At 60.2% G+C, this 23,564-nt stretch carries 19 protein-coding genes, 6 tRNA genes and 1 pseudogene; 18 read left to right on the forward strand and 8 right to left on the reverse strand.

Annotated elements, in window-relative coordinates; genetic code table 11:
- Positions 1–32 precede the first annotated feature (32 nt).
- Positions 33–1,040: an NADP-dependent oxidoreductase gene (locus DNK50_RS12800; RefSeq protein WP_112194348.1), complete on the reverse strand. Its 1,008-nt coding sequence runs from the start codon at positions 1,038–1,040 to the stop codon at positions 33–35.
- Positions 1,041–1,268: 228 nt separating this feature from the next.
- Between DNK50_RS12800 and DNK50_RS12805 the strand changes: the two genes are divergently transcribed.
- The 4 genes and pseudogenes from DNK50_RS12805 to DNK50_RS29490 all read left to right on the forward strand — a co-directional run bounded on the left by DNK50_RS12805 (position 1,269) and on the right by DNK50_RS29490 (position 5,727).
- Positions 1,269–2,030 (forward strand): SDR family oxidoreductase, encoded by a 762-nt coding sequence (locus tag DNK50_RS12805; protein WP_112194350.1) that lies wholly within the window; start codon positions 1,269–1,271, stop codon positions 2,028–2,030.
- 201 nt (positions 2,031–2,231) lie between these two features.
- Positions 2,232–3,644, forward strand: a complete 1,413-nt coding sequence (locus DNK50_RS12810) for a PLP-dependent aminotransferase family protein (RefSeq protein WP_112194352.1) — start codon at positions 2,232–2,234, stop codon at positions 3,642–3,644.
- A 997-nt stretch (positions 3,645–4,641) separates the two neighbouring features.
- Positions 4,642–4,821: pseudogene (locus tag DNK50_RS29485) on the forward strand (HAMP domain-containing protein); the annotation flags it as partial.
- A 201-nt stretch (positions 4,822–5,022) separates the two neighbouring features.
- Positions 5,023–5,727 (forward strand): methyl-accepting chemotaxis protein, encoded by a 705-nt coding sequence (locus DNK50_RS29490; protein WP_371929520.1) that lies wholly within the window; start codon positions 5,023–5,025, stop codon positions 5,725–5,727.
- Positions 5,728–5,763: 36 nt separating this feature from the next.
- Here DNK50_RS29490 and DNK50_RS12820 read toward each other — a convergent pair whose 3' ends face one another.
- Together DNK50_RS12820 and DNK50_RS12825 are read right to left on the reverse strand one after the other, a co-directional pair.
- The gene (locus tag DNK50_RS12820; protein WP_112194355.1) at positions 5,764–6,576 is read right to left on the reverse strand and encodes an alpha/beta fold hydrolase; all 813 of its coding nucleotides are present in this window, start codon (positions 6,574–6,576) and stop codon (positions 5,764–5,766) included.
- A gap of 99 nt (positions 6,577–6,675) precedes the next feature.
- Positions 6,676–7,446, reverse strand: coding sequence for a hypothetical protein (locus DNK50_RS12825; RefSeq protein ID WP_099586714.1), 771 nt, complete (start codon positions 7,444–7,446; stop codon positions 6,676–6,678).
- 358 nt (positions 7,447–7,804) lie between these two features.
- Here DNK50_RS12825 and DNK50_RS12830 point away from each other — a divergent pair.
- From DNK50_RS12830 to DNK50_RS12855, 6 genes are all read left to right on the forward strand, one after another.
- Positions 7,805–7,880: transfer RNA gene (locus DNK50_RS12830), tRNA-Glu, on the forward strand.
- Between the two features lie 3 nt (positions 7,881–7,883).
- Positions 7,884–7,959 (forward strand) — tRNA-Gly (locus tag DNK50_RS12835).
- Between the two features lie 105 nt (positions 7,960–8,064).
- A tRNA-Glu gene (locus DNK50_RS12840) sits at positions 8,065–8,140 on the forward strand.
- Between the two features lie 3 nt (positions 8,141–8,143).
- Positions 8,144–8,219 (forward strand) — tRNA-Gly (locus DNK50_RS12845).
- Positions 8,220–8,322: 103 nt separating this feature from the next.
- Positions 8,323–8,398, forward strand: a tRNA-Glu gene (locus DNK50_RS12850).
- Positions 8,399–8,401: 3 nt separating this feature from the next.
- Positions 8,402–8,477, forward strand: a tRNA-Gly gene (locus DNK50_RS12855).
- A 108-nt stretch (positions 8,478–8,585) separates the two neighbouring features.
- On the opposite strand, the gene DNK50_RS12860 is transcribed toward DNK50_RS12855, so the two are convergent.
- The gene (locus tag DNK50_RS12860; RefSeq protein WP_112194357.1) at positions 8,586–10,325 is read right to left on the reverse strand and encodes a dipeptidase; all 1,740 of its coding nucleotides are present in this window, start codon (positions 10,323–10,325) and stop codon (positions 8,586–8,588) included.
- Positions 10,326–10,538: 213 nt separating this feature from the next.
- Positions 10,539–11,165 carry an alanyl-tRNA editing protein gene (locus DNK50_RS12865; protein ID WP_112194359.1) on the reverse strand — a complete coding sequence of 209 codons (627 nt, stop codon included), beginning with the start codon at positions 11,163–11,165 and terminating at the stop codon, positions 10,539–10,541.
- A gap of 89 nt (positions 11,166–11,254) precedes the next feature.
- Here DNK50_RS12865 and DNK50_RS12870 point away from each other — a divergent pair, with 89 nt between their 5' ends.
- Positions 11,255–12,202, forward strand: coding sequence for a LysR family transcriptional regulator (locus DNK50_RS12870; RefSeq protein WP_112194362.1), 948 nt, complete (start codon positions 11,255–11,257; stop codon positions 12,200–12,202).
- Here DNK50_RS12870 and DNK50_RS12875 read toward each other — a convergent pair whose 3' ends face one another.
- Complete coding sequence (locus DNK50_RS12875) at positions 12,203–12,610, reverse strand: PA2817 family protein (RefSeq protein ID WP_078732357.1); 408 nt, start codon at positions 12,608–12,610, stop codon at positions 12,203–12,205.
- 75 nt (positions 12,611–12,685) lie between these two features.
- Positions 12,686–15,133: an acyl-CoA dehydrogenase gene (locus tag DNK50_RS12880; protein WP_112194364.1), complete on the reverse strand. Its 2,448-nt coding sequence runs from the start codon at positions 15,131–15,133 to the stop codon at positions 12,686–12,688.
- 158 nt (positions 15,134–15,291) lie between these two features.
- Here DNK50_RS12880 and DNK50_RS12885 point away from each other — a divergent pair, with 158 nt between their 5' ends.
- The 4 genes from DNK50_RS12885 to DNK50_RS12900 all read left to right on the forward strand — a co-directional run bounded on the left by DNK50_RS12885 (position 15,292) and on the right by DNK50_RS12900 (position 18,468).
- A complete protein-coding gene (locus tag DNK50_RS12885; protein WP_112194366.1) occupies positions 15,292–15,951 on the forward strand; it encodes a transglutaminase family protein in 660 nt (219 codons plus the stop codon).
- Positions 15,952–16,007: 56 nt separating this feature from the next.
- On the forward strand, positions 16,008–16,625 hold the full coding sequence (locus DNK50_RS12890) for a glutathione S-transferase (protein ID WP_112194368.1): 618 nt from the start codon (positions 16,008–16,010) through the stop codon (positions 16,623–16,625).
- Between the two features lie 134 nt (positions 16,626–16,759).
- Positions 16,760–17,692 carry an ABC transporter ATP-binding protein gene (locus DNK50_RS12895; protein ID WP_099582808.1) on the forward strand — a complete coding sequence of 311 codons (933 nt, stop codon included), beginning with the start codon at positions 16,760–16,762 and terminating at the stop codon, positions 17,690–17,692.
- On the forward strand, positions 17,689–18,468 hold the full coding sequence (locus tag DNK50_RS12900; RefSeq protein WP_112194370.1) for an ABC transporter permease: 780 nt from the start codon (positions 17,689–17,691) through the stop codon (positions 18,466–18,468). Before DNK50_RS12895 ends, DNK50_RS12900 begins: the two co-directional genes overlap by 4 nt.
- Positions 18,469–18,538: 70 nt before the next feature.
- Here the strand turns inward: DNK50_RS12900 and DNK50_RS12905 are convergent, their stop codons facing one another.
- Positions 18,539–19,078 (reverse strand): TetR/AcrR family transcriptional regulator, encoded by a 540-nt coding sequence (locus DNK50_RS12905; protein ID WP_099582810.1) that lies wholly within the window; start codon positions 19,076–19,078, stop codon positions 18,539–18,541.
- Between the two features lie 91 nt (positions 19,079–19,169).
- On the opposite strand from DNK50_RS12905, the gene DNK50_RS12910 reads away from it, so the two are divergent.
- The 3 genes from DNK50_RS12910 (at position 19,170) to DNK50_RS12920 (ending at position 23,529) form a co-directional block, all read left to right on the forward strand.
- The gene (locus DNK50_RS12910; protein ID WP_112194372.1) at positions 19,170–20,372 is read left to right on the forward strand and encodes an MFS transporter; all 1,203 of its coding nucleotides are present in this window, start codon (positions 19,170–19,172) and stop codon (positions 20,370–20,372) included.
- Positions 20,373–20,449: 77 nt separating this feature from the next.
- The gene (locus DNK50_RS12915) at positions 20,450–21,598 is read left to right on the forward strand and encodes a TDT family transporter (RefSeq protein ID WP_112194374.1); all 1,149 of its coding nucleotides are present in this window, start codon (positions 20,450–20,452) and stop codon (positions 21,596–21,598) included.
- A gap of 56 nt (positions 21,599–21,654) precedes the next feature.
- Positions 21,655–23,529 (forward strand): MFS transporter, encoded by a 1,875-nt coding sequence (locus DNK50_RS12920; protein WP_112194376.1) that lies wholly within the window; start codon positions 21,655–21,657, stop codon positions 23,527–23,529.
- The last annotated feature ends 35 nt before the right edge of the window (positions 23,530–23,564 follow it).

The following is a 23,564-nucleotide window of genomic DNA, read 5'->3' on the forward strand; positions in this document are numbered from 1 at the left end:
CAAGCCAGCTCCCACATTGGTTTTGCGCTGTATCAGCTGACCTTCAGAACCAACTTCCCGAAGTTCTCGCCGTTGAACAGCTTCATCAATGTCTCCGGGAACGTCTCCAGCCCCTCGACAATATCCTCTTTGCTCTTGAGCTTGCCCTGGGCCATCCAGCCGGCCATTTCCTGCCCGGCGGCGGCAAAGTTCGCCGCGTGATCCATCACCACAAAGCCTTCCATCCGTGCGCGGTTGACCAGCAGTGACAAGTAGTTGGCCGGGCCTTTCACCGCTTCCTTATTGTTGTACTGGCTGATTGCGCCGCAAATCACTACGCGTGCCTTCAACGCCAGGCGGCTGAGTACTGCGTCCAGAATGTCGCCGCCGACGTTATCGAAATACACATCCACGCCCTTCGGGCATTCGCGCTTGAGGGCGGCGGGTACGTCTTCGTTCTTGTAGTCGATGGCCGCGTCAAAACCCAATTCGTCCACCAGGAATCTGCACTTGTCGGCGCCACCGGCGATGCCGACCACGCGGCAGCCTTTAAGCTTGGCGATCTGCCCGGCAATGCTGCCCACGGCGCCAGCTGCACCGGAGATCACTACGGTTTCACCCGCTTTGGGCGCGCCGGTGTCCAGCAGCGCGAAGTAGGCGGTCATGCCGGTCATGCCCAGTGCAGAAAGGTAGCGGGGCAGCGGGGCAAGCTTAGGGTCGACGGTGTAGAAGCCGCGGGGCTCGCCGAGGAAATAATCCTGCACCCCCAAGGCACCGTTTACGTAGTCTCCGACCGCGAATTTCGGGTTGTTCGAAGCAATCACCTTGCCCACGCCGAGTGCGCGCATCACCTCGCCGATGCCGACGGGCGGAATGTAGGACTTGCCCTCATTCATCCAGCCGCGCATGGCTGGGTCGAGGGACAAGTATTCATTGCGTACTAGCACTTGCCCGTCCCGGGGCGTGCCCACCGGCACTTCCTGATAGGTGAAGGTGTCCCGCGTCGCCGCGCCGACCGGGCGTTTGGCGAGCAGGAATTGGCGGTTGGTCTGGGCGGTCATGGCAGGGACTCTTTAAAAGTGGAGCATGAGTGATAGACCTTGAACGGCTTGGGGGCAAGGCTGGCTTTGGGTGCGAATGCTGCTCGATAGGCTGCGTTGATAGTGCGCCCGGTGTCGTTATCACTGGTGCGCATGCTGCCCTAACCGGGCTTTTGATAGTGCTGACGCGTCCGGCGTGCTGTTGGCTAGACTCGTCCCACGGCTATTTCTCCCATAGGACATCCCCCCATGAGCATGACGTTTTCTGGCCAGGTCGCCCTGGTGACCGGCGCCGCCGCCGGTATTGGTCGCGCTACCGCGCTGGCGTTCGCCGCCGAAGGCTTGAAGGTTGTGGTTGCCGACCTGGATGTGGCGGGCGGCGAGGGCACCGTCGCGCTGATCCACCAGGCCGGTGGCGAGGCACTGTTTGTGCGCTGCAACGTCACGCAGGAGACGGATGTTCAGCAGTTGATGGCGCAGACCGTCAGCGCTTATGGCCGCCTGGACTATGCCTTTAATAATGCCGGCATCGAGATTGAGAAGGGCAAGCTGGCTGACGGCAGCCTGGATGAGTTCGACGCCATCATGGGCGTCAACGTCAAAGGCGTATGGCTGTGCATGAAGTACCAGTTGCCGCTGCTGCTGGCACAGGGTGGCGGCGCTATCGTCAACACCGCGTCGGTCGCGGGGCTTGGCGCGGCGCCGAAGATGAGCATCTACGCGGCCTCCAAGCATGCGGTGATCGGCCTGACCAAATCGGCGGCCATCGAGTACGCCAAGAAGAAAGTCCGCGTCAACGCCGTCTGCCCCGCAGTGATCGACACCGACATGTTCCGCCGTGCCTATGAAGCCGACCCCCGCAAGGCCGAATTCGCCGCCGCCATGCACCCGGTCGGACGTATCGGCAAGGTCGAGGAAATCGCCAGCGCCGTGCTTTACCTGTGCAGCGACGGAGCGGCGTTCACCACCGGCCACGCCTTGGCCGTGGACGGTGGCGTGACGGCGATCTAGGACCTTGCGTCGGCCCCCATTCGAAATAGGCTGGAGCGCTGTGGGGCGTTTCCAGAGCTGGCACAACGCCGCGACCGAATATGTGTCATTAGGTAAATAACCCAATAAAATCAATACTTTAATAAATTTATGCGCCCGGCAATCAACCGCTTCTGTGCTTAACTCTTTGGGTTGATAACAGACAGTTGAAGTGAGTGGCTCATGGATTTAGGGATCGATCGACAAGCCCTTGTACCGGTGGTGCAGCAAATCGTCAGTGCAGTGGCGCAATGGATTCGCAAGGACGGGATCAGCCCCGGCACGCGCTTGCCGTCCATCCGCCAGTTGGCCCTGGATAACCTGCTCAGCCAATCCAGCGTGATCGAAGCACTCGAACGGATGGTCGCGCAGGGGGTGCTGGCGCCCCGGCAGGGCTCGGGATTTGTGGTGGCCCAGCCGGGGGATTCCCACGAAGGCAATTGGTATGAGGGGGCGGAGCGCGAATGGGGCAGCTTTGCCGACAACCCGCTGGGCGAGTTGAAACTGGGCTGCGGCTGGTTACCCGATGCCTGGCGCGAGAGCGATGACATCAGTTATGCGATTCGTGAAGTCACCCGCACCGACACTGCAGGCCTGTTCAACTACAGCACGCCGTTGGGGCTGCCCGCGTTGCGTGAGCAACTGCTCAAGCGTCTGACGCAGATTCATATCGCTTCCAGCGTGGACCGCATCCTCACGACCGCAGGCGCGGGCCATGCCCAGGACTTGCTGATACGCACGCTGCTCAAGGCAGGCGATTGCGTGGTGGTGGAAACACCGGGGTACGGCAACCTCTATCAGCAACTGGTGTTCCAGGGCGTGCAACTGCTGGAGGTGCCGCGTATACAGGGCGGTCCCGATCTCTCGGTCCTGGAAGCCTTACTGCAGCAACATCGGCCCAAGTGCCTGTTCATCCACAGCGTTCATCACAACCCTACGGGCACGAGTTTGTGCCGCGAGGTGGCCGAGCGCCTGCTGGAGCTGGCTCACCGCGAAAACTTCCTGATCATTGAGGAAGACGTCTACGGTGACCTGCAACATGCCAGTTGCGTGCGGCTCGCGGCGTTGCCCCATGATGATCGGGTGATCTACGTCGCGAGTTTCTCCAAGACCTTGAGCAGTGCGTTGCGCGTGGGGTATCTGAGTGCCAGTTCGGCGATCATCGCGCAACTGGCCAGCCTCAAGACCTTGACCGGGTTCGGCACCTCGCGGTTCGCCGAGGCAGTGGTGGCCACGCTGCTGGCCAATGGCACCTATCGTAAATGGGTACAGCGCCTGCGCAAGCGACTGGGTACCGAAATGAAGGCCACCCTGCAAGTGCTGGAAGACGAAGAATGGGAGGTGTTCGCGGTGCCCGCCGGGGGCATGTTCCTGTGGACGCGACCGGGAGAGGTGCAGCCTTCGCTGTTACAGATGTGTGCCCGGCGGCTAGGGGTGTTGTTGTCTCCTGGGGCGTTGTTCAGCCCGACGGCGCAGGCCAGCGAGTGGCTGCGCATCAATGTGGCTTATGCAACTGATCCGCGGGCCTTGGCGTTGTTCAGTGCCATGGGACCCGCCAGATCGACCTCGACCATTCTGAAAACGACGAGCGTGTAGCTTTTTGCCATTATTGTGGCGCCAGCGTCTTGTGTTCAGTGCCTTGTGGTTGCGAATCTCGCTGCATGTCAATCGGGCTTGATGGCATCTGCCATTGCAAGAGGATTCAAGTGCAATGATTTCAGGCGTGCAACGACGTTTCGCCAACCTCGGTATGGCGAAAAAACTGGGCTTGGGCTTTATGCTGGTGCTGCTGCTGACCGCGTTGGTGGCGGCCATTGGCGTGTGGTCCCTGCAGACCGTTGGCCAGCGTTTCGAAGGGCTCAAGGCCATGTCGTCGCTCAATAGCGGCTTGCTCAAGGTGCGTCTGATCGAACAGGACTACGCGCTGCACGCCGACCCCAAGGCGGTCGACGCGCTGCATGAAAGCGTCGACGCCTTGGCCGCCCAGGCCGCCGCCCTCAAGGCCCAGTCTGCGGCGAACGTGCCGGTGATGACCGATGTCGAGCAGGCACTGGCCGCTTACCGCAAAGCGTTCGATGAGTTTGTCGAACTGACCCAGACCAAGGATCTGGCGCTGGAAATGGCCAGCTGGTCGGTGTCCAGCGTGGCGAATAACCTTGATGTGTTGCAGGCCGGCCTTGCGGACGATGGGGCTTATGGCCTCAAGCAAAGCCAGGGCAAGGAGGGCGCCGAGTTTATCGAGCAGGCCGGACAGGTCAGTCAGGTATCGCGCTTGATGTTGCAAGCCATGAACGAAGCCCATGTGCGCCTGGACCAGAGCCGCAAAGTGGACGCCGAGGACGCCGAGCAAGGCAAGATCGAGCAGGCCGACCAGGCCTTGGCTCAGGTCGAACAGCTGAAAACCTCGGTCAAGGACTCCGGATATCAGACAGTGCTCAATGAAGTCTCCGGGCATATTGCTGCGTTCAGCGAGAAACTGGGTGAGTACACCGGCCTGCTGGCGCAGGAAAAAGTGGTCTACAAACAACTGCATGACCGGGCGGCCCTGGTGGTCAGCCGGGTCAATCAGGCCTATGACGCCGAAGACCTGTCGATGCAGGCACAACTGAAAAAAAGCGCACTGTTGATCATCGGCTCGTCGGCCCTGGCCTTGCTGGTGGGGCTGATTGCCGCATGGGTGATTACCCGTTTGATCGTCGCGCCGCTGCGCAGTGTGATTGCGGTGGCGCAGCAGATTGCCGCTGGGGATCTGAGCGGACGCATGGAGGTCAGTCGTCGTGATGAGATCGGCCAGTTGATGCAGGCCATGCAACAGATGGGCAACGGCCTGAGCCAGATGGTCAGCGGCCTGCAGGCCGGAATCGAGCAATTGGCCAGCTCGGCGCAGACGCTCTCAAGCGTCACCGAGCAAACCAATGTCGAGGTCAGCAGCCAGAAGGAAGAAACCGAGCAGGTGGCCACCGCGATGAACCAGATGACCGCCACGGTGCACGACGTGGCGCGCAACGCCGAAGAGGCCGCGCAAGCCGCGCAGACGGCGGATGACAAGGTCGACAGTGGGCAGCAAGTGGTGCGCCAGAGTCTGCAGCGCATCGAGTTGCTGGCCACTTCCAGCGCCAGTGCCAGTGCGAGCATCGAGAGCCTCAGTGCCGAAATCCAGAACATCGGCACCGTGCTGGGCGTGATCAAAAGCGTGGCGGAACAGACCAACCTGCTGGCCCTGAACGCGGCGATCGAAGCCGCGCGCGCAGGTGAACAGGGCCGTGGCTTTGCGGTAGTGGCCGATGAGGTGCGGGCGCTCGCCAAGCGTACCCAGCAATCAACCGAAGAAATCGAGCGGTTGGTCAGCACTTTGCGCAGCGCGGCGCAATCCTCGGTGCAGCAGATCCAGCAAAGCGGCGAGTTGGTCAAACTGGCGGTCAGCGATGCCCTGGAAACCGAAAGTGCCCTGGGCAGCATCGCGGGCGCGGTGTCGTTGATCCAGCAGATGAACCAGCAGATCGCCGCTGCGGCCGAAGAGCAAAGCTCGGTGGCTGAAGAGATCAACCGCAGCGTCACCAGTATCCGGGCGAGTGCTGATCAGTCGGCGTTGAGCATGCAGGGCAACGCGGCGTCGAGCATCCAGCTGGCGCAGTTGGGGGCGGAGCTCAAGGGGATGGTGGGGCATTTCCGCCTTTGACCGCAGTGCAGAGGCTGCGATCAAAGGGGAGGGCGATCAGGCGTGGTTGGCGAGAAAGGTCAGCAGCGCTTCGTTGACGAAGTCCGGGTTTTCGCGGCTGGAGATATGCCCGGCGCCTGGAATCAACGTCAGGGCACAGCCAATCAGTTCGGCCATTTCCTTGGATTCGGTGGGTGGGCGGGGTTTGTCCTGCTCGCCGCACATCACCAGGGTGGTGTCAGCGTCCAGGCACGACAGCTGTTCCAGCACGTCGTCGCGGCTGAAGATCAACCGACCCAAGGGCACGATGCTCTGCAGCAGGCGGTCTCGGGAAAAGGCTTGCAGCGACGCGCGAAAGTCCTGGTAGAGCGCTGATTTGCGGTCGATCTCCGGGCGGAAGAAGATCGGCGCGATCACATCCAGCAACGGCTCGGGAATCGCGCCGGCGTCTTCAATCATCTTGAATAGCGAGAAGTAATACTGGCGCGTAGCCTCGGGCTCTGCGCCGAGGTAGGTGTCCAGCAGCACCAGGCTGTTGATGCGCTCGGGCGCCTGCAACGCCAGGCGCGCACCCCACATACCGCCGACCGAGAGGCCCACCAGGTTGATCTGCGTAATATCCAAGTGATCCAGCAGGGCCAGGTTCTGGTGCGCGAGGTCGTCGAGGGAGCGAGTCTGCGTGGGTAGTTGGCCCGATTCACCGTGGCCCCAGAGTTCGGGCACGATCACACGGTACTGTTGCGACAGGGCTTCGATCTGCGGCGCCCACATGCCGCGGTCCCACAGGTAGCTGGAGCCGAGCAGGACGGCCGGGCCGGTGCCCTGGTCGAGATAATGCAGTGGATGTCCATCAATGACGGCGATAGGCATAGCAGGCCTCTGACTTCACGGAGTGAGGGGCACTTTTTTACGCTAGTCGGCGGGTGGAGGATAGGTGCCAGGGTGATGGCACCTATTGTTTCGCGAGCATCAGTCGTAGATGACTTTCTTCTTCCACTCGGCGTCGGCTTCGACTTCTTTCATGCCTTCGGTCAATTCGCTGACTTCTTCTACCGCCTGTTGGCTGTTAGCCAGCACCGTGGAGTTGGCGCGGGCCAGTTGGCCTTCCAGTTGTTGCAACTGGGCGCTGTAGAGCACCGGCTCCGGCTGCTTGCGCAGGTACTGCACGCCACGTTCGAAAGCCAGTCGTGCCTGGCCTGGTTGGCCTTGCTGCAGCGCGTGCTGGCCGAGATTGTTGAAGAATTCGATGTGCAGCAGCACCAGGATATGGCGGATTTCCTTGATCCAGTGCTTGGCTTCGTTGGAGGGCAGGAAGCCATCCTGGGCCGCGCGCGTTACCTGGCCGTGCAGGGCTTCGAGCAGGAAACGCACGTCCTTGGCCTTGGCTTCGGTCTGGATCGGTGCCGGCGGGTTGTTTACCGGGATGGATTCGCCCTGGGCCACCAAGGTGTTCAGCTCGGTGATGCGCGCCTTGATCGGTGCACTGGTCTTGTTGAGATTCAACAACCGCTGGTTGACGTTGAGCTCCAGGCGGGTCAACAACAGTTTGAGCGCCGGCGTCATCAGTTGGCCTGGGAATGTTTCGGTGATCTCACCGCAACGGCGCAGGCGATCGTTAAGCTCGATCTGGGTGCGCTGCTTTTCCAGCTTGTTGTTTTCCACCACGTGGTTCATGTAGCCAATGGCGATCAGTATTGCGATCCCGGCTATTACCAGCAGGGTGATCATGAGTGGTGTCACCGGTGTGACCTCTTTATAGGGTTTGCAGTGGAGTGTAGTGACTGAGCCGGCTATCGGATAGGTCTGATCGACCAGTTGCCCAGGTAGTTTCTTCTATATAGATACGCGCTCCCTGCGTGAATGCACATTGCCATCATTTGCCAGGGCGAACTATAGCGTCTTGTCGGGTGCCAGAATATAGGCGTCAAGGTGCGGACCGGCAGAATGCCCGCAAGCGCCGGTAAACGCGGGCGAAGTCATTGATTTTAATAAATTTATCCTTGGGGGTTGACGACCTCCCAATCCATCCATAGAATGCGCGCCACTTAAAGCGTAAAGCACACAGCGAAACGCGATGAGTAGTGAATGTTGTACGTGTGTCCCCTTCGTCTAGTGGCCTAGGACACCGCCCTTTCACGGCGGTAACAGGGGTTCGAGTCCCCTAGGGGACGCCATATGCGGGAATAGCTCAGTTGGTAGAGCACGACCTTGCCAAGGTCGGGGTCGCGAGTTCGAGTCTCGTTTCCCGCTCCAATTTACAAACAGTGTGGCTTTAGGGCGGCACTGAGTGAAACCAGGACCCCATCCTCGGATGCGGCCTCTGGGCACTGAAGCACACACCATGTGTTTCAGTAGCGTGTCCCCTTCGTCTAGTGGCCTAGGACACCGCCCTTTCACGGCGGTAACAGGGGTTCGAGTCCCCTAGGGGACGCCATTTGCGGGAATAGCTCAGTTGGTAGAGCACGACCTTGCCAAGGTCGGGGTCGCGAGTTCGAGTCTCGTTTCCCGCTCCATTTTAAGCAGTGTGGCCTTCGGGCGGCGCTGAGTGAAACCAGGGCCTCATCTTCGGATTCGGCCTCTGGGCACTGAAATACACACCATGTGTTTCAGTAGCGTGTCCCCTTCGTCTAGTGGCCTAGGACACCGCCCTTTCACGGCGGTAACAGGGGTTCGAGTCCCCTAGGGGACGCCATTTGCGGGAATAGCTCAGTTGGTAGAGCACGACCTTGCCAAGGTCGGGGTCGCGAGTTCGAGTCTCGTTTCCCGCTCCATATTCAAGAAAAAAGCCACTCAATCGAGTGGCTTTTTTTTGCCTGGGATTTGAGCAACACCCTGAAGTGAGGCACCAACGCCCGCCTGGCGACGGGCGCGAACGCGGGTCAGAGCGTGGGGAGTTGGCCGATGCGGCCCATCATTTCGGTGACGATTTGCAAGTCCAGCAAGAACTGGTCGACCGTCTTGAACTCGTTGTCGGTATGCCCGGTGTATTTCACTTCCGGGCGCGCGAGGCCAAACTGTACACCGTTCGGCAGCTCGTGGACCGAGGTGGCGCCGGCCGAAGTACCGAATTTATGTTCCATGCCCAGGTTTTCGCTGGCGACCGCGAGCAAGGCCTTCACCCATTCACCTTCCGGGTTGCGGAACATCGGCTCGGCCACCGAGTAGGTGAAGTCCACGTTGACCTTGGTCTTCTTGTCCCAGGCGCTCAGTTTCTCGGCGATCTCAGCCTTGAGTTTCTCCGGGGATTTGCCCTTCGGCACCCGCAGGTTGACCGCCAGCTTGAAGGCGTTGTCGTCCAGCCCGACAAAGGTCAGCGAAGTGGTCAGCGGCCCCATGAAGTCATCGGAGAAGCCCACGCCCAATTTGCCACCCAGGTAATCCAGGCCCCAATTGTCGGACGCATACCGTGCTGCGTCGGTGATGTGGTTGTGCTTGAGGGCAATCTTGCCGTCGACGCTGTGGATCAACTCCAGCATGCGCGCCACCGGGTTGATACCGGCCTCCGGCTCGGAGGAGTGCGCCGACACGCCGGTGACGGTCAGTTTGACATCCTTGCCCACGACCTTGGCGCTCACCTCAAAATCACCACCGTTGCGCTTGGCGTATGCCGTGCCGGCGTTTTGCAGGCTGGCTGCAAATTCGGCAGGTTTTTCGCTGACGAACGTGGCCACCGACGCCGACGGAATCTGGTTGGTGGCCATGCCGCCGGTCATTGCGATGATTTCTGCACCTTTGCCTTCCCCTTTACGGCGCGGGAAAGTGGCCATGACGGTGCCATAACCTTTTTCGGCAATCACCACCGGATAGCCGCCGTCCAGCGCCAGGTTGTATTGCGGCGTCGGGTTGCGTTCGAAGTAGTAAGGGATTGCGTCGCCGGAGGTTTCTTCAGTGGTGTCCACCAGCAGCTTGAAATTACGCGCCAACGGCAGCTTTTCTTCCTTGATCACCTTCATGGCATACATCGCTACCACAATGCCGTTTTTATCATCCTCGGTGCCCCGGCCATACATGCGGTCGCCGATCAGCGTGACCTTGAAGGGGTCGAGGTGGGTGCCGTCCTTCAATACCCAGTTTTCCGGTGTTACCGGCACCACGTCGGCGTGAGCGTGGATACCCACTACCTCGTCGCCGCTGCCTGCCAGGGAGATTTCATACACGCGGTTGTCGACGTTACGGAAATTCAGGTCAAAGCTCTCGGCCAGGGCCTGGATCTTGTCGGCAATCCGGATGAATTCCGGGTTCTTGTATTGCGGCACACCGTCCACGTTGAAGGTCGGGATTTCCACCAGTTCGCGCAGGGTGTCGAGGGCGGCTTTGCCGTACTTCGCTCGGGTGTAAATGCCCAGCAAGCGATGGATGTCGTTCTGCTGGTCGGCGCTCAGGGTCTGGTTGTCGAGGAAGGCGCTGATGGCCGGGCCCACGTCAGCGGTTTTACCCAGGTCGCCCTTGGCCAGGGTGCTGAGGAAACCACGAAAATCGGTAACTGACGTTTCGTTGAAACCCTTCAGAATTGCCGTGCTTTGCTCCGGCGTAATGTTGGCAAAAACGGCGGTGCTCATCACCGAAAGGCTCGCCGCGAGCAAGGTCGCAGCCGCCAATTGCTTGAGGGGAAAGTGCATGGTTAGAGGCATTCCTTTGCAAAGGGAGAGTAGGGGGTTTCTGATCAATGTGTCAGAAACATTTCCACACACTAACACTGCAAAGGTGTGCCAGGGAGGCCAAAAAGAGGCTTATCTAAAAACTCGATAGCACCCTCGAATGCGCACGTTGCAGCGCTGTAACCTGCGGTTTAGAGGCGTCTCTGGGCGCAGTACTCGAAGAATCGTCGCGGTTTAGTCCAGGCTGTACCGCACCGACAGCGCGCCCTTTTTTTCCGACAGGGCCAGGATAGTTACCTCACCCAGCTCGCCAAGTGTTTGCACATGGGTACCGCCGCAAGCGTAGGTGGGCAGCTCGCCGAAGCCCACCTCGCGGGTGCCGTCATCCTGGGCCATATGGCGCGGATAATCTGCGGCGATCCATTGGTTGATCCGCTGCTGGAGGGACTCGGCGTCAATGGCTTGCGCGCTTTCGCCACGGATAAAAGTGATCTTGCCTTCGCCCGGCCAGTGGTGCGCCTTGATCGGCATCCAGCCCAGGGTTTCGCCGGCGTTGCCGATCAAATGTCCGGCGGAATGCAGGCGTGTGTGCAGGGTACGGCGTGGTTCATCGACCCGCGCGGTGATGGGACCCACAGCTACAGGTTGGTTGACATGGTGCACTACGCGATCAGCTTCCTGAGTGACGCGCAGGACCTGAGCATCACCGAGCCAGCCCGTGTCGAACGGCTGGCCACCGCCCTGGGGATGGAAAATCGTCGACTGTAAAATGACCGCAAACTGGTCGTCGCAGTGCGTGCAGCTCAGTACTTCAAGCTCGGCACTGAGGGAATCGTGGGTGAAAAACAGGCGCTCGGTCATCTTCTACATCCGCATCAGGGTTCTGCGGGCAGTATAAATAGTGCTTGGATAGGTGATAATCCGCTCAAATATCAATGGACCTGTGCGTCATGAGCATCAATCTTCCGTTACCGCTGCTGGGGGAAATGGCGATTTTCGTCAAGGTGGTAGAGACCGGCAGCTTCTCCGGAGCGGCACGGCAATTGAGCGTTTCGCCCTCGGCGGTGAGTCGCAGTATTTCGCGCCTGGAAAAGGCCCTGGCTACCCGGTTGCTGCAACGCACCACGCGCAAACTGCGCTTGAGCGAAGGCGGTGAAGAGGTGTTCAAGCGCTGCCAGGAGATGGTCAGCGCAGCGCGTTCGGTGATGGAAATAAGTGGCCAATTCACCCATGAGGCCGAGGGGCTGGTGCGGGTCAGTGTGCCTAAGGCGGTGGGGCGGTTTGTGGTGCACCCACATATGCCGGAGTTTCTGCGGCGGTATCCCAAGGTGGATGTGCAGTTGATCCTAGAGGACCGGCAGGTAGACATGATCGATGACAATGTTGATCTGAGCATTCGCATCACCGACAGCCCGCCGCCGGGGCTGGTGGGGCGTCAGCTATTGCCGATTGAGCATTTGCTGTGTGCGACGCCGCAGTACCTGGCCGATCACGGTATGCCGGAGCATCCCCACGATTTGCTGGAACACAGCTGCATCTACCTTGGCGAAACCCCCGGCGACTCGCGTTGGAAATTCCGACAGGACGGTAAGGCAGTGACCGTCGGCGTGCACGGGCGTTATGCAGCGAATCACACCGGCGTGCGGTTGGATGCGGTGTTGCAACATGTGGGGATTGGCAGCCTGCCGTTCTTTACGGCGCGCCATGCGCTGGAGGAGGGGCGTTTGGTACAGGTGTTGCCAGGGTGGGATTTTATTGCGTCCTACCATGGCGAGGCGTGGTTGCTGCATTCGCCCACGCGCTACCTGCCGCCGAAGCTGCGGGTGTTTATTGATTATCTGGTGGAGTGTATGGCGAAGGAGCCGACATTGCGTCGGCCCTCTGGTACGGCTGTCTGATCAGTGCTTGCTCTGATCCTGGGGCATGGCCAGCAGTTGCTTTTCCTGGTTCCAGTCGAACGGTTCGTCGTTCTGTTCGGCCTCATAACGACGTTCTTCCAGGGCCTGGTACAGGTCCAGCTCTTCGTCGGGCATAAAGTGCAGGCAATCGCCGCCGAAGAACCACAGCAGATCGCGTGGCACCAGATGGGCAATTTGCGGGTAGCGCAGAATGACTTGGCTCATCAGGTCCTGGCCCAGGTACTGGCTTTCGATCGGGTCAATCGGCAGCAGGGCGCGCAGTTCGTCGAAGCGCTCCAGGAACAGGGTGTGGCTTTCCTCGGGCACCTGTTCGGCTTCGCCGACGGCAACCAGGATGCTGCGCAGGTGGTCGAGCAAGACGAGATGATCGGCAACGACGTTGGACACGAGATAAGTCCTCTAAAGCAAAAACGGGCGCGAGAGTATATAGCCCTCGCGCCCGTTTTTATATGACCGCTGGGATCAGCGGACTGTGCCCTCAGCCTGGGTCAGTTCTTCCTTGCTGAAATCATCCACGTCGATCACCTTGCGCCGCGCTGTTTCAGCGTCGCGCAACGTCTGCGCCTCGCCCGGTTGCAGCACGTTGGCATGCAGCGCGGCGTCGATGGCATGCTCGCCGGCCGTCGGTTTGACCTGGCCGCTTTTGAGCGCGGTGTGGAGTTTTTTCTGCAGCGGGTGGCTGGCACCCAACAGGTCGTAGGCGTGTTGCAGGGCGCCGACCGGATCGTCCGCCGATTGTGGGCGGTAGCAGCCGGCCAGCAATTCTTCCAGTGTCGGGTCGCCTTTGGCGCGGCCGATGACGGCGGCCACCTCGGCATCCAGTGCATCGGACGGCCCGGTATGGCGACGGCCGAACGGGAACACAATCACCCGCAGCAGGCAGCCGAGCACCTTGTTCGGGAAGTTGCCCAGCAACTCATCCAGCGCACGTTCCGACTCGCCGAGGCTTTCTTCCATGGCCCAGGCGAACAGCGGTTCCAGGTGGTCCGGCGAATCCAGATCGTGATAGCGCTTGAGCGCCGCTGAAGCCAGGTACATATGGCTCAGTACATCCCCCAGGCGTGCCGACAGGCGTTCGCGGCGTTTCAGCTCGCCGCCCAGCAGCATCATGCTCAAGTCCGCAAGCAGGGCGAAGGCCGCAGCCTGGCGATTGAGTGCACGGAAATAACCCTGGCTCAAGCGGTTACCCGGCGCTTTCTCAAAGCGGCCAAAGCCCAAGTTCAGTACCAGGGTGCTCGCGGCGTTGCTCACGGCAAAACCGATGTGTTGCATCAGCAGGCCGTCAAACTCCTTCAGCGCCTGGTCATGGTCTTCGCGACCGGCCAGGGCCATTTCCTTGAGCACGAACGGATGGCAGCGGATGGCGCCCTGGCCAAAGATCATCAGGTTGCGCGAGAGGATATTCGCGCCCTCGACAGTGATGAAGATCGGCGCACCTTGCCAGCTGCGGCCCAGGTAATTGTTGGGGCCCATGATGATGCCCTTGCCGCCGTGCACGTCCATCGCGTGACTGATGCATTCACGGCCGCGCTCGGTGAGGTGGTACTTGAGGATTGCCGACAGCACTGAAGGTTTTTCCCCGAGGTCAACGGCATTGGCGGTGAGCATGCGCGCACTGTCCATCAGCCAGGCGTTGCCGCCGATACGGGCCAAGGCTTCCTGGATACCTTCGAAGGCGGAGAGTGGCACGTTGAATTGTTCGCGCACCTGGGCGTACTGGCCGGTCACCAGGCTGGTGAACTTGGCCGCGCCGGTGCCGACTGCCGGCAGGGAAATCGAACGGCCCACCGACAGGCAATTCATCAGCATCATCCAGCCCTTGCCGAGCATTTCCTGGCCGCCGATGAGGAATTCCAGGGGGATGAACACGTCCTTGCCGGAGTTGGGGCCGTTCATGAAGGCGGCGCCGAGCGGCAGGTGGCGACGGCCGATTTCCACACCGGGGGTGTCGGTGGGAATCAGCGCCAGGCTGATACCCAGATCTTCCTCTTCACCCAACAGATGGTCCGGGTCATGGGCTTTGAAGGCCAGCCCGAGCAGGGTCGCGACCGGTCCCAGGGTGATGTAGCGTTTTTCCCAGTTCAGGCGCAGGCCGAGGGTTTCCTTGCCTTCCCATTCACCTTTGCAGATCACGCCGGTGTCAGGCATGGCGCCCGCGTCGGAGCCGGCCAGTGGGCCGGTGAGGGCGAAGCACGGGATATCATCGCCGCGGGCCAGGCGTGGCAGGTAGTGGTTGCGTTGTTCATCGGTGCCGTAGTGCAGCAGCAGTTCGGCCGGGCCGAGGGAGTTTGGCACCATCACGGTGGAGGCCAGGTCGCCGCTGCGGGTGGCGAGTTTCATCGCCACCTGGGAGTGAGCGTAGGCTGAGAAACCCTTGCCGCCGTACTCCTTGGGAATGATCAGTGCGAAGAAACCGTGGGTCTTGATGTGCTCCCAGGCAGCCGGCGGCAGGTCCATGGCCTGGCCGATTTCCCAGTCGCTGACCATGGCGCAGAGTTCTTCGGTGGGACCGTCGATGAAGGCTTGTTCCTCTTCGGTCAGCTGCACTTTGGGGTAGGCCAGCAACTTGTCCCAATCGGGGCGGCCGCTGAACAGCTCGCCGTCCCACCACACGGTGCCGGCGTCGATGGCATCGCGCTCGGTTTCGGACATGGGCGGAAGGACTTTCTGGAACCAGCTGAACAGTGGCTTGGTGAAATATTGGCGGCGCAGGTCCGGCAGCAGCAAGGGCGCGGCCACGACAGCGATCAACACCCAGAAGATCAGCAACAGCCAACCCGGTGCATGGCTCCAGGCGCCCATCGCCAGCAGGTAGACGGCGACCACGCCCAAGGCGGGCAGGGGCGCGGTGCGGCGATGTGCCAGGTAGGCAACGCCGACCACCAGAACCAGTATCCACAACAACAGCATATTCAATCCTCCGTGAAACCAGGGGCGAAACCACCAGGGAGCTTAGTCGGCATCCGAGAAAGCGCGGTGATCAGGGTGTTACGAGATTTGGCCGATTCGTCGTTATCTCCACGGCCGACCTGTCGTTAGACTCCAGGCTTCCCTCGGAGACAGCGCTCATGGAAACGTACCTGAGTCCCAGCCGCTTCATCGATAGTGACCACCCTGCGGTGGTGGAGTTCGCCGAAAAACATCGCGGAACCCGTGCGGATTTAACTGACCAGGCAGTCAGTCTCTACTACGCCGTGCGTGAGGCCGTGCGCTACAACCCCTACACCTTCAGCCGCGATCCAGACACCTTGAATGCCAGCTCTGCCTTGGCCACCCGTGAGAGCTACTGCGTGCCCAAGGCCACCTTGCTTGCTGCCTGCGCGCGCCACTGCGGGATCCCGGCGCGCATTGGCCTGGCGGATGTGCGCAATCACCTGTCGACCCCGCGCCTGCTTGCGTTGCTCAAGAGTGATGTGTTCGCCATGCACGGCTACACCGAGCTGTACTTGAACGGCCGCTGGGTCAAAGCCACGCCGGCATTCAATCAGCAATTGTGCGAAGTATTCGATGTTCCGCCGTTGGACTTCGACGGGCGCAACGACAGTGTGTTTCACGCGTTCAATCGCCAGGGCCAGCGCTCGATGGAGTACGTGGTGGACCACGGGCAATTTGCAGATGTGCCCGAGGAATTGTTCTTCACCCATATTCAGAAATGTTACCCGCACCTGTTTGTCGACGACGTGCCAAACCTGTTGGGCGACCTGCAGAGCGATTTAAGCCGCGGGTGAACCGGCGTATGCTGCTGCGTCCATCAAGCCATGTTCATCAACGATAAGGCGCGGTCATGCTGAAGATCTGGGGTCGTAAAAATTCATCAAACGTCAGGAAAGCACTGTGGTGCGCCGAGGAACTCGGCCTGGACTATGAGGCGATTGATGCGGGCGGGGCTTTTGGTGTGGTCGACACCCCGCAATACCGGGCGTTGAACCCCAATGGCCGGGTGCCGATGATTCAGGACGATGACTTTGTGTTGTGGGAATCCAACACCATCGTGCGTTATCTATGTGCTAAGCAAGCGTCGGAATTTTATCCGACCGATCTGCAAGCCCGAGCCAGCGCGGAGAAGTGGATGGACTGGACCACCTCGACCCTGGCCGAGCCGTTCAAGGCGGTGTTCTGGGGTGTCGTGCGTACCCCGGCGGAAAAACAGAACTGGGACAGCATCAATGCTGGGCGCCAAGCGTGTATCGATGCGCTCAAAACAGTCGACCAGGCCCTCGCCGAGCAGCCTTACCTGTCCGGCAGCGCCTTCGGCATGGGCGATATCCCCTTGGGCTGCTTCGCCTACGCCTGGTTTGAAATGCCCATTGAGCGCCCGGCAATGCCCCATCTTGAAGCCTGGTATCAGCGCCTGCAACAACGCCCGGCCTATCGCAAAGCGGTCATGACCGCGTTGACTTAATACTGACTATTAATACAGGTGACTGTACTTGTGCGGCGCGGGCAAGCACCATGCTTGTCATGCGCCGCCGTTGAACTACGTGGGCTGCGCGCTCATCTACTCTTTTCATTTCCTTCTTTGGTGCGTATTCCGATATGAGTTCCGCTCTGTCCATCCGGCAGCTAACCAAAACCTACGGCAACGGTTTCCAGGCCCTGAGTGGTATCGATCTGGATGTTGCCGAAGGTGACTTCTTCGCCTTGCTCGGCCCCAACGGTGCCGGCAAATCCACCACCATTGGCATCCTCTCCACCCTGGTCAACAAGACCAGCGGCACGGTGAATATCTTCGGCCATGACCTGGATAAATCCCCGGCGGCGCTCAAGCGCTCCATCGGCGTGGTGCCTCAGGAATTCAACTTCAACCAGTTCGAAAAGACCTTCGATATCGTTGTGACCCAGGCCGGTTACTACGGCATCCCGTCGAAAGTCGCCAAGGAACGCGCCGAGCAGTACCTGACCCAGCTCGGCCTGTGGGACAAGCGCGACGTGCCGTCCCGTTCATTGTCCGGTGGTATGAAACGTCGTCTGATGATCGCTCGCGCCCTCGTGCATGAGCCACGCCTGCTGATCCTCGATGAGCCCACCGCTGGCGTGGATATCGAGTTGCGCCGTTCGATGTGGACCTTTCTCACCGAGCTGAACGAGAAGGGCATCACCATCATCCTCACCACCCATTACCTGGAAGAGGCTGAGCAGTTGTGCCGCAACATCGGCATCATTGACCACGGCACCATCGTCGAGAACACCAGCATGCGTAACCTGCTGGGCCAGTTGCATGTGGAAACTTTCCTGCTCGACCTGAAGAACAATCTGTCGGCGCCGCCGCAACTGCTGGGCTACCCGAGCCGGCTGTTGGACAGCCACACTCTGGAGGTCCAGGTCGACAAGGCCATGGGCATCACCGCGTTGTTCACGCAGTTGGCGACCCAGAACATCGAAGTGCTGAGCCTACGTAACAAAACCAATCGCCTTGAGGAGTTGTTCGTGTCCCTGGTGGAGAAAAATCTGACGAAGGTGGCGGTATGAGTTCCGAACTGCAACCCAACCTCGTCGCGCTGCAAACCATCGTTTACCGTGAAGTGAAGCGCTTTACCCGGATCTGGCCGCAGACCCTGCTACCGCCAGCGATCACCATGGTCCTGTACTTCGTGATCTTCGGTAACCTGATCGGCCGGCAGATCGGTGACATGGGTGGTTTCACCTATATGGAGTACATCGTGCCGGGCCTGATCATGATGTCGGTGATCACCAACTCCTACGGCAACGTGGTTTCAAGTTTCTTCGGCAGCAAGTTCCAGCGCTCGATTGAAGAACTGATGGTCTCGCCGGTGTCACCGCACACCATCCTGCTGGGCTACACCGCAGGCGGTGTGTTGCGTGGCTTGATGGTCGGGGTGATCGTGACGCTGTTGTCGCTGTTCTTCACTCACCTGCAGGTGCATCACCTCGGGGTCACCATTCTGGTGGTGGTGCTGACGGCGACGATCTTCTCGCTGCTGGGGTTCATCAACGCAGTGTTTGCACGCAACTTCGATGATATTTCGATCATCCCGACCTTTGTGCTGACGCCGCTGACCTACCTGGGCGGCGTGTTCTACTCCATCAGCTTGCTGCCGCCGTTCTGGCAGACCGTGTCGCTGGCCAACCCGGTGTTGCACATGGTCAACGCCTTCCGTTACGGCATCCTGGGCGTGTCGGATATCAAGATCAGCGTGGCGATCACCTTCATGATCGTGGCGACCATCGTCTTGTATATCGGTTGCGCGAAGTTGCTGGTCAGTGGACGCGGGATGCGTACATAACTCACTGAATGCATGTGGGAAAGTGTGGGAAGGGGCTTGCCCCTCCCACATTGGGTTATGAGTGAGGCTTTTATCTCCCCAAGGCGAGTTCAATCAGTGCAGACAGTTCTTCAACCGCCAACGGTGCCGTCGAAAACAGAATCCGAAACACCGTCGGCGCCGCCAGCAAGTTGATCAGGCGGTCGACGCTGGGCGGGTTGTCATCCGGGTAGCGCTCGACAATCGCCTGAAACTGCCCACTCAAGATGCTCACGCAATACCCAGGCGTCACGCTGCATTGCACGTCGCGCATCATGTTGCGCCCCGGTTCTGAACTCATTTCATCCAGATACTGCTCGGCCCAGGCTTGCAAGTCGCCGCGCAGACTGCCGGTGTTGGCCGGCTCGCTATCAGGCTGCATGCGCGCCAGGGCCACATCGGCCAGGAGAACGGAGAGGTCGCCCCAGCGTCGGTAGATGGTCGACGGCGTGACGCCTGCGCGAGTGGCAATCATCGGCACGGTGACGCTGGAGCGCTCGTGGGTTCCGAGCAGCTCACGCACGGCCGAATGAACGGATTCTTGTACCCGGGCACTACGGCCCCCCGGGCGGAGGCCTTCTTTAATCGCCATATTTACGACCTTAACACAAAGAATTTGCTTTAAGCGCTGACCAGTCGCACACTCCACAAAAGCAATATATTAGCTTTAGCGGAGCGTGCCGATGTCCAGTCCTATTTCCCACCGTTCCAGCCTGGTGTTTCTGGCGATCACCTTGCTGACATTCCTGGCCGCGTCCAGCGCGCCGACGCCGTTGTATCACCTGTATCAGCAAGGCCTGCATTTTTCTGCAGGTATGCTCACGCTGATCTTCGGTGTATACGCGCTGAGCCTGCTGGCGGCGCTGTTGACGGTGGGTTCGCTGTCGGACCACCTGGGGCGCAAGCCGGTGATTTTTGCTGCGCTGCTGCTGAATATGTTGGCGATGCTGCTGTTTATCAATGAAGACAGCGTGGCCTGGCTGATCGCGGCGCGTACATTACAGGGCTTTGCCACCGGCATGGCCACGGCGGTGCTGGGCGCGGCGCTGTTGGATACCGACCGCCAGCAAGGGCCATTGGTCAATAGTGTGGCACCGTTGCTGGGGATGGCGTGCGGGGCGATGGGTAGCAGTTTGCTGGTGGAGTTCGCGCCATTGCCGACGCAGTTGGTCTACGCGGCGCTGCTGGCACTGATGTTGGTGCAGGCACTATATGTGTGGCGGCTGCCGGAAACCGTCAGCCGTATTCAGGGTGCGTGGGCATCGCTGCGGCCAACCCTGCATGTGCCGCCCCAGGCACGCCGGGCGCTGTGGTTGTCGTTGCCGGTGGATGTGGCGGTGTGGGCGATGGGTGGGTTCTATTTGTCCCTGGCGCCTTCGTTGGTGCGGGCGGCGACGGGGTCCACGTCCAACCTCATCGGTGGCGGTCTGGTCGCGGTACTGACGTTGAGCGGGGCGCTGATGATCTTCACCTTGCGCAATCGCCCGGCCGACAAGGTGCTGCGCCTTGGCGCGGCATTGCTGGCAGTGGGGGTGGCGCTGATCCTGACGGCGGTACACAGCGCCAGCCTGTCGTTGTTTTTTATCGCCACTCTGATCGCCGGTAGCGGCTTCGGCGCAGGCTTTCTCGGGGCGTTGCGCAGCGTGGTGCCGCTGGCGTTGCCCCATGAGCGAGCCGGGTTGATGTCGGCGTTTTATGTGCTCAGTTATCTGGCGTTCTGCCTGCCGTCGTTGCTGGCGGGCAACCTGATCCGCAGTTACGGCCTGATCGTGACCACCGACGGCTACGGCGCGGCGCTGATCATATTGGCCCTGGCTGCACTGGTGGGGTTGCGGGTGCAGGACTCTTCACGCCAATCGAATATCTGCAAAATAGATAACAGTTAGAGATATTACCCGTTATATGGATATTCGATCGGGTTCTATGATGATCTCAACCTCATGCGAGGAAGAGGATTTTCATCATGACCTGCTCGAACACCATCAGCTACAAACCCCTCAGCCACCTGACCCGTCCCCGGGAAGTGATTCGCCAATTCACCCCCAACTGGTTCGCCGCAACGATGGGCACGGGGGTGCTGGCTCTGGCCCTGGCGCAATTGCCGGTCAACCTGCCCGTATTGCACACCATCGCTGAAGGCCTGTGGATGTTTACCATTGGGCTGTTCATCCTGTTCAGCGTCTTGTATGCCGCGCGCTGGGTGATGTTTTTCCACGAGGCGCGGCGGATCTTCGGGCATTCCACGGTTTCGATGTTTTTTGGCACGATTCCCATGGGGTTGGCGACGATTCTCAACGGTTTGCTGTTGTTCGGCCTGCCGCGCTGGGGCGTTGAGGTGATCCCGGTGGCCGAAGCCCTGTGGTGGTTGGACGTCGCGATGGCCCTGGCCTGCGGTGTATTGATCCCATTTATGATGTTCACCCGCCAGGAACACAGCATCGACCAGATGACCGCCGTGTGGCTGTTGCCGGTGGTCGCCGCCGAAGTCGCTGCGGCCAGCGGGGGCTTGCTGGCGCCGCATCTGGCGGACGCTCATTCGCAACTGGTGATGCTGGTGACCAGCTATGTGCTCTGGGCGTTTTCCCTGCCGGTGGCGTTCAGCATCCTGACCATCCTGATGTTGCGCATGGCCCTGCATAAATTGCCCCACGCCAATATGGCCGCGTCGAGTTGGTTGGCGCTCGGCCCTATCGGCACCGGCGCCCTCGGCATGTTGCTGCTCGGTGGCGACGCGCCCGCGATCTTCACTGCCAATGGCTTGCCGGGTGTCGGCGAGATCGCCAACGGCATCGGCCTGATCGCGGGGGTAACCCTGTGGGGCTTCGGCTTGTGGTGGATGCTGATCGCGGTGCTGATCACCCTGCGTTACCTGCGCGCTGGCATCCCGTTTAACCTGGGCTGGTGGGGCTTTACCTTCCCCCTGGGCGTGTACGCCCTGGCAACGCTCAAGTTGGCGAATGTGCTGCATCTGACATTTTTCTACGTATTTGGCAGTGCGCTGGTGCTGGCATTGGCGCTGATGTGGCTGATCGTCGCCAGGCGCACCGTGCAGGGCGCCTATAAAGGTGAGCTTTTTGTTTCGCCATGTATTGCAGGGCTAGCGAATAAGTAAGCGGGATTAGGTAAAGTCGTGGCCTGATAAATAAAGGCCACGCAGGAACACGGACGATGAGCCACCCCTCGCAATTCACCTTGCTGCGCACGCGGCGCTTTCTGCCGTTTTTCATCACCCAGTTGCTGGGCGCCTTCAACGACAACATTTTCAAGCAATCGCTGATCCTGGCGATCCTCTACAAGCTCACCATCGACGGCGATCGCTCGATCTGGGTCAACCTGTGCGCCTTGTTGTTTATCCTGCCGTTCTTCCTGTTCTCGGCGCTGGCCGGGCAGTTTGGCGAGAAATTCAACAAGGATGCATTGATCCGCGCGATCAAGATCGGCGAGATCGTGATCATGGCTGTTGGCGCCACGGGCTTCCTGACTAATCACCTCGAATTGATGTTGCTGGCGCTGTTTGCCATGGGCACCCACTCGGCACTGTTTGGCCCGGTGAAGTACTCGATCATGCCCCAGGCCCTGCGCGACGATGAGTTGGTCGGCGGCAATGGCCTTGTGGAGATGGGCACGTTCCTGGCGATCCTGGCCGGCACCATTGGCGCCGGGATCATGATGTCGTCTACCCATTACGCGCCGATTGTGGCGGTGGCGATTGTCGGCGTGGCGGTGCTGGGTTACCTGGCCAGCCGCAGCATTCCACGGGCGGCGGCGTCTACCCCGCAACTGCGGCTGAACTGGAATATCTTCACCCAGTCCTGGGCCACGCTGCGCATGGGCCTGGGGCAGACGCCGGCGGTGTCGCGCTCCATTGTCGGCAACTCGTGGTTCTGGTTTGTCGGCGCGATCTACCTGACCCAGATCCCGGCCTACGCCAAGGAATGGTTGTACGGCGATGAAACCGTGGTGACCCTGATCCTCACGGTGTTCTCGGTGGGCATCGCCCTCGGCTCGATGCTTTGCGAAAAGCTCTCCGGGCGCAAGGTGGAAATCGGCCTGGTGCCGTTCGGTTCATTCGGCTTGACGGTGTTCGGCCTGCTGCTGTGGTGGCACTCTGGCGGCTTCCCGCAGAACGTGCAGGCCAATGACTGGCTGGCGGTGCTCGGTTACGGCCAAGCCTGGTGGGTGTTGATCGATATCCTCGGCCTCGGTGTGTTCGGCGGTTTTTATATCGTGCCGTTGTACGCGCTGATCCAGTCGCGCACCGCCGAGAACGAGCGTGCGCGGGTGATCGCCGCCAACAATATCCTCAACGCGTTGTTCATGGTGGTGTCGGCCATTGTGTCGATCCTGCTGCTGACCGTGGCCAAGCTGTCGATCCCCGAGTTGTTCCTGGTGGTGTCGCTGCTCAACATCGCGGTCAACACTTACATCTTCAAGATCGTCCCCGAGTTCACCATGCGTTTCATGATCTGGCTGCTCAGCCATTCCATGTACCGCGTGGAGCATAAAAGACTCGACCTGATCCCGGACGAAGGCGCGGCCTTGCTGGTGTGCAACCACGTGTCGTTTGTCGATGCGCTATTGATTGCAGGGTCCGTGCGTCGGCCGATTCGCTTTGTCATGTACTACAAGATCTACCGCCTGCCGGTGCTCAACTTCATCTTCCGCACCGCCGGGGCGATTCCGATTGCCGGGCGTCATGAAGATATCCAGATTTACGAAAAGGCCTTCACGCGAATTGCGCAGTATCTGAAGGAAGGTGAGTTGGTATGCATCTTCCCCGAAGGCAAGTTGACCGCTGATGGCGAGATGAACGAGTTCCGTGGCGGGGTGACGCGGATTCTGGAGGAGACGCCAGTGCCGGTGATTCCGATGGCGTTGCAGGGGTTGTGGGGGAGTTTCTTCAGTCGTGATCCGAACAAGGGGATTTTCCATCGGATCTGGTCGCGGGTGGTGTTGGTGGCCGGTGAGCCTGTTCGGGTAGAGGAGGCGACACCTGCGCAATTGCAGGCTGTGGTTGGTGTTCTGCGTGGGAGTGCAAGGTAGTTCTGCGCTGGATGTTGAGGCCTCATCGGGGGCAA

Source organism: Pseudomonas sp. LG1E9, from assembly GCF_003290225.1.
GTDB lineage: Bacteria > Pseudomonadota > Gammaproteobacteria > Pseudomonadales > Pseudomonadaceae > Aquipseudomonas > Aquipseudomonas cyclaminis.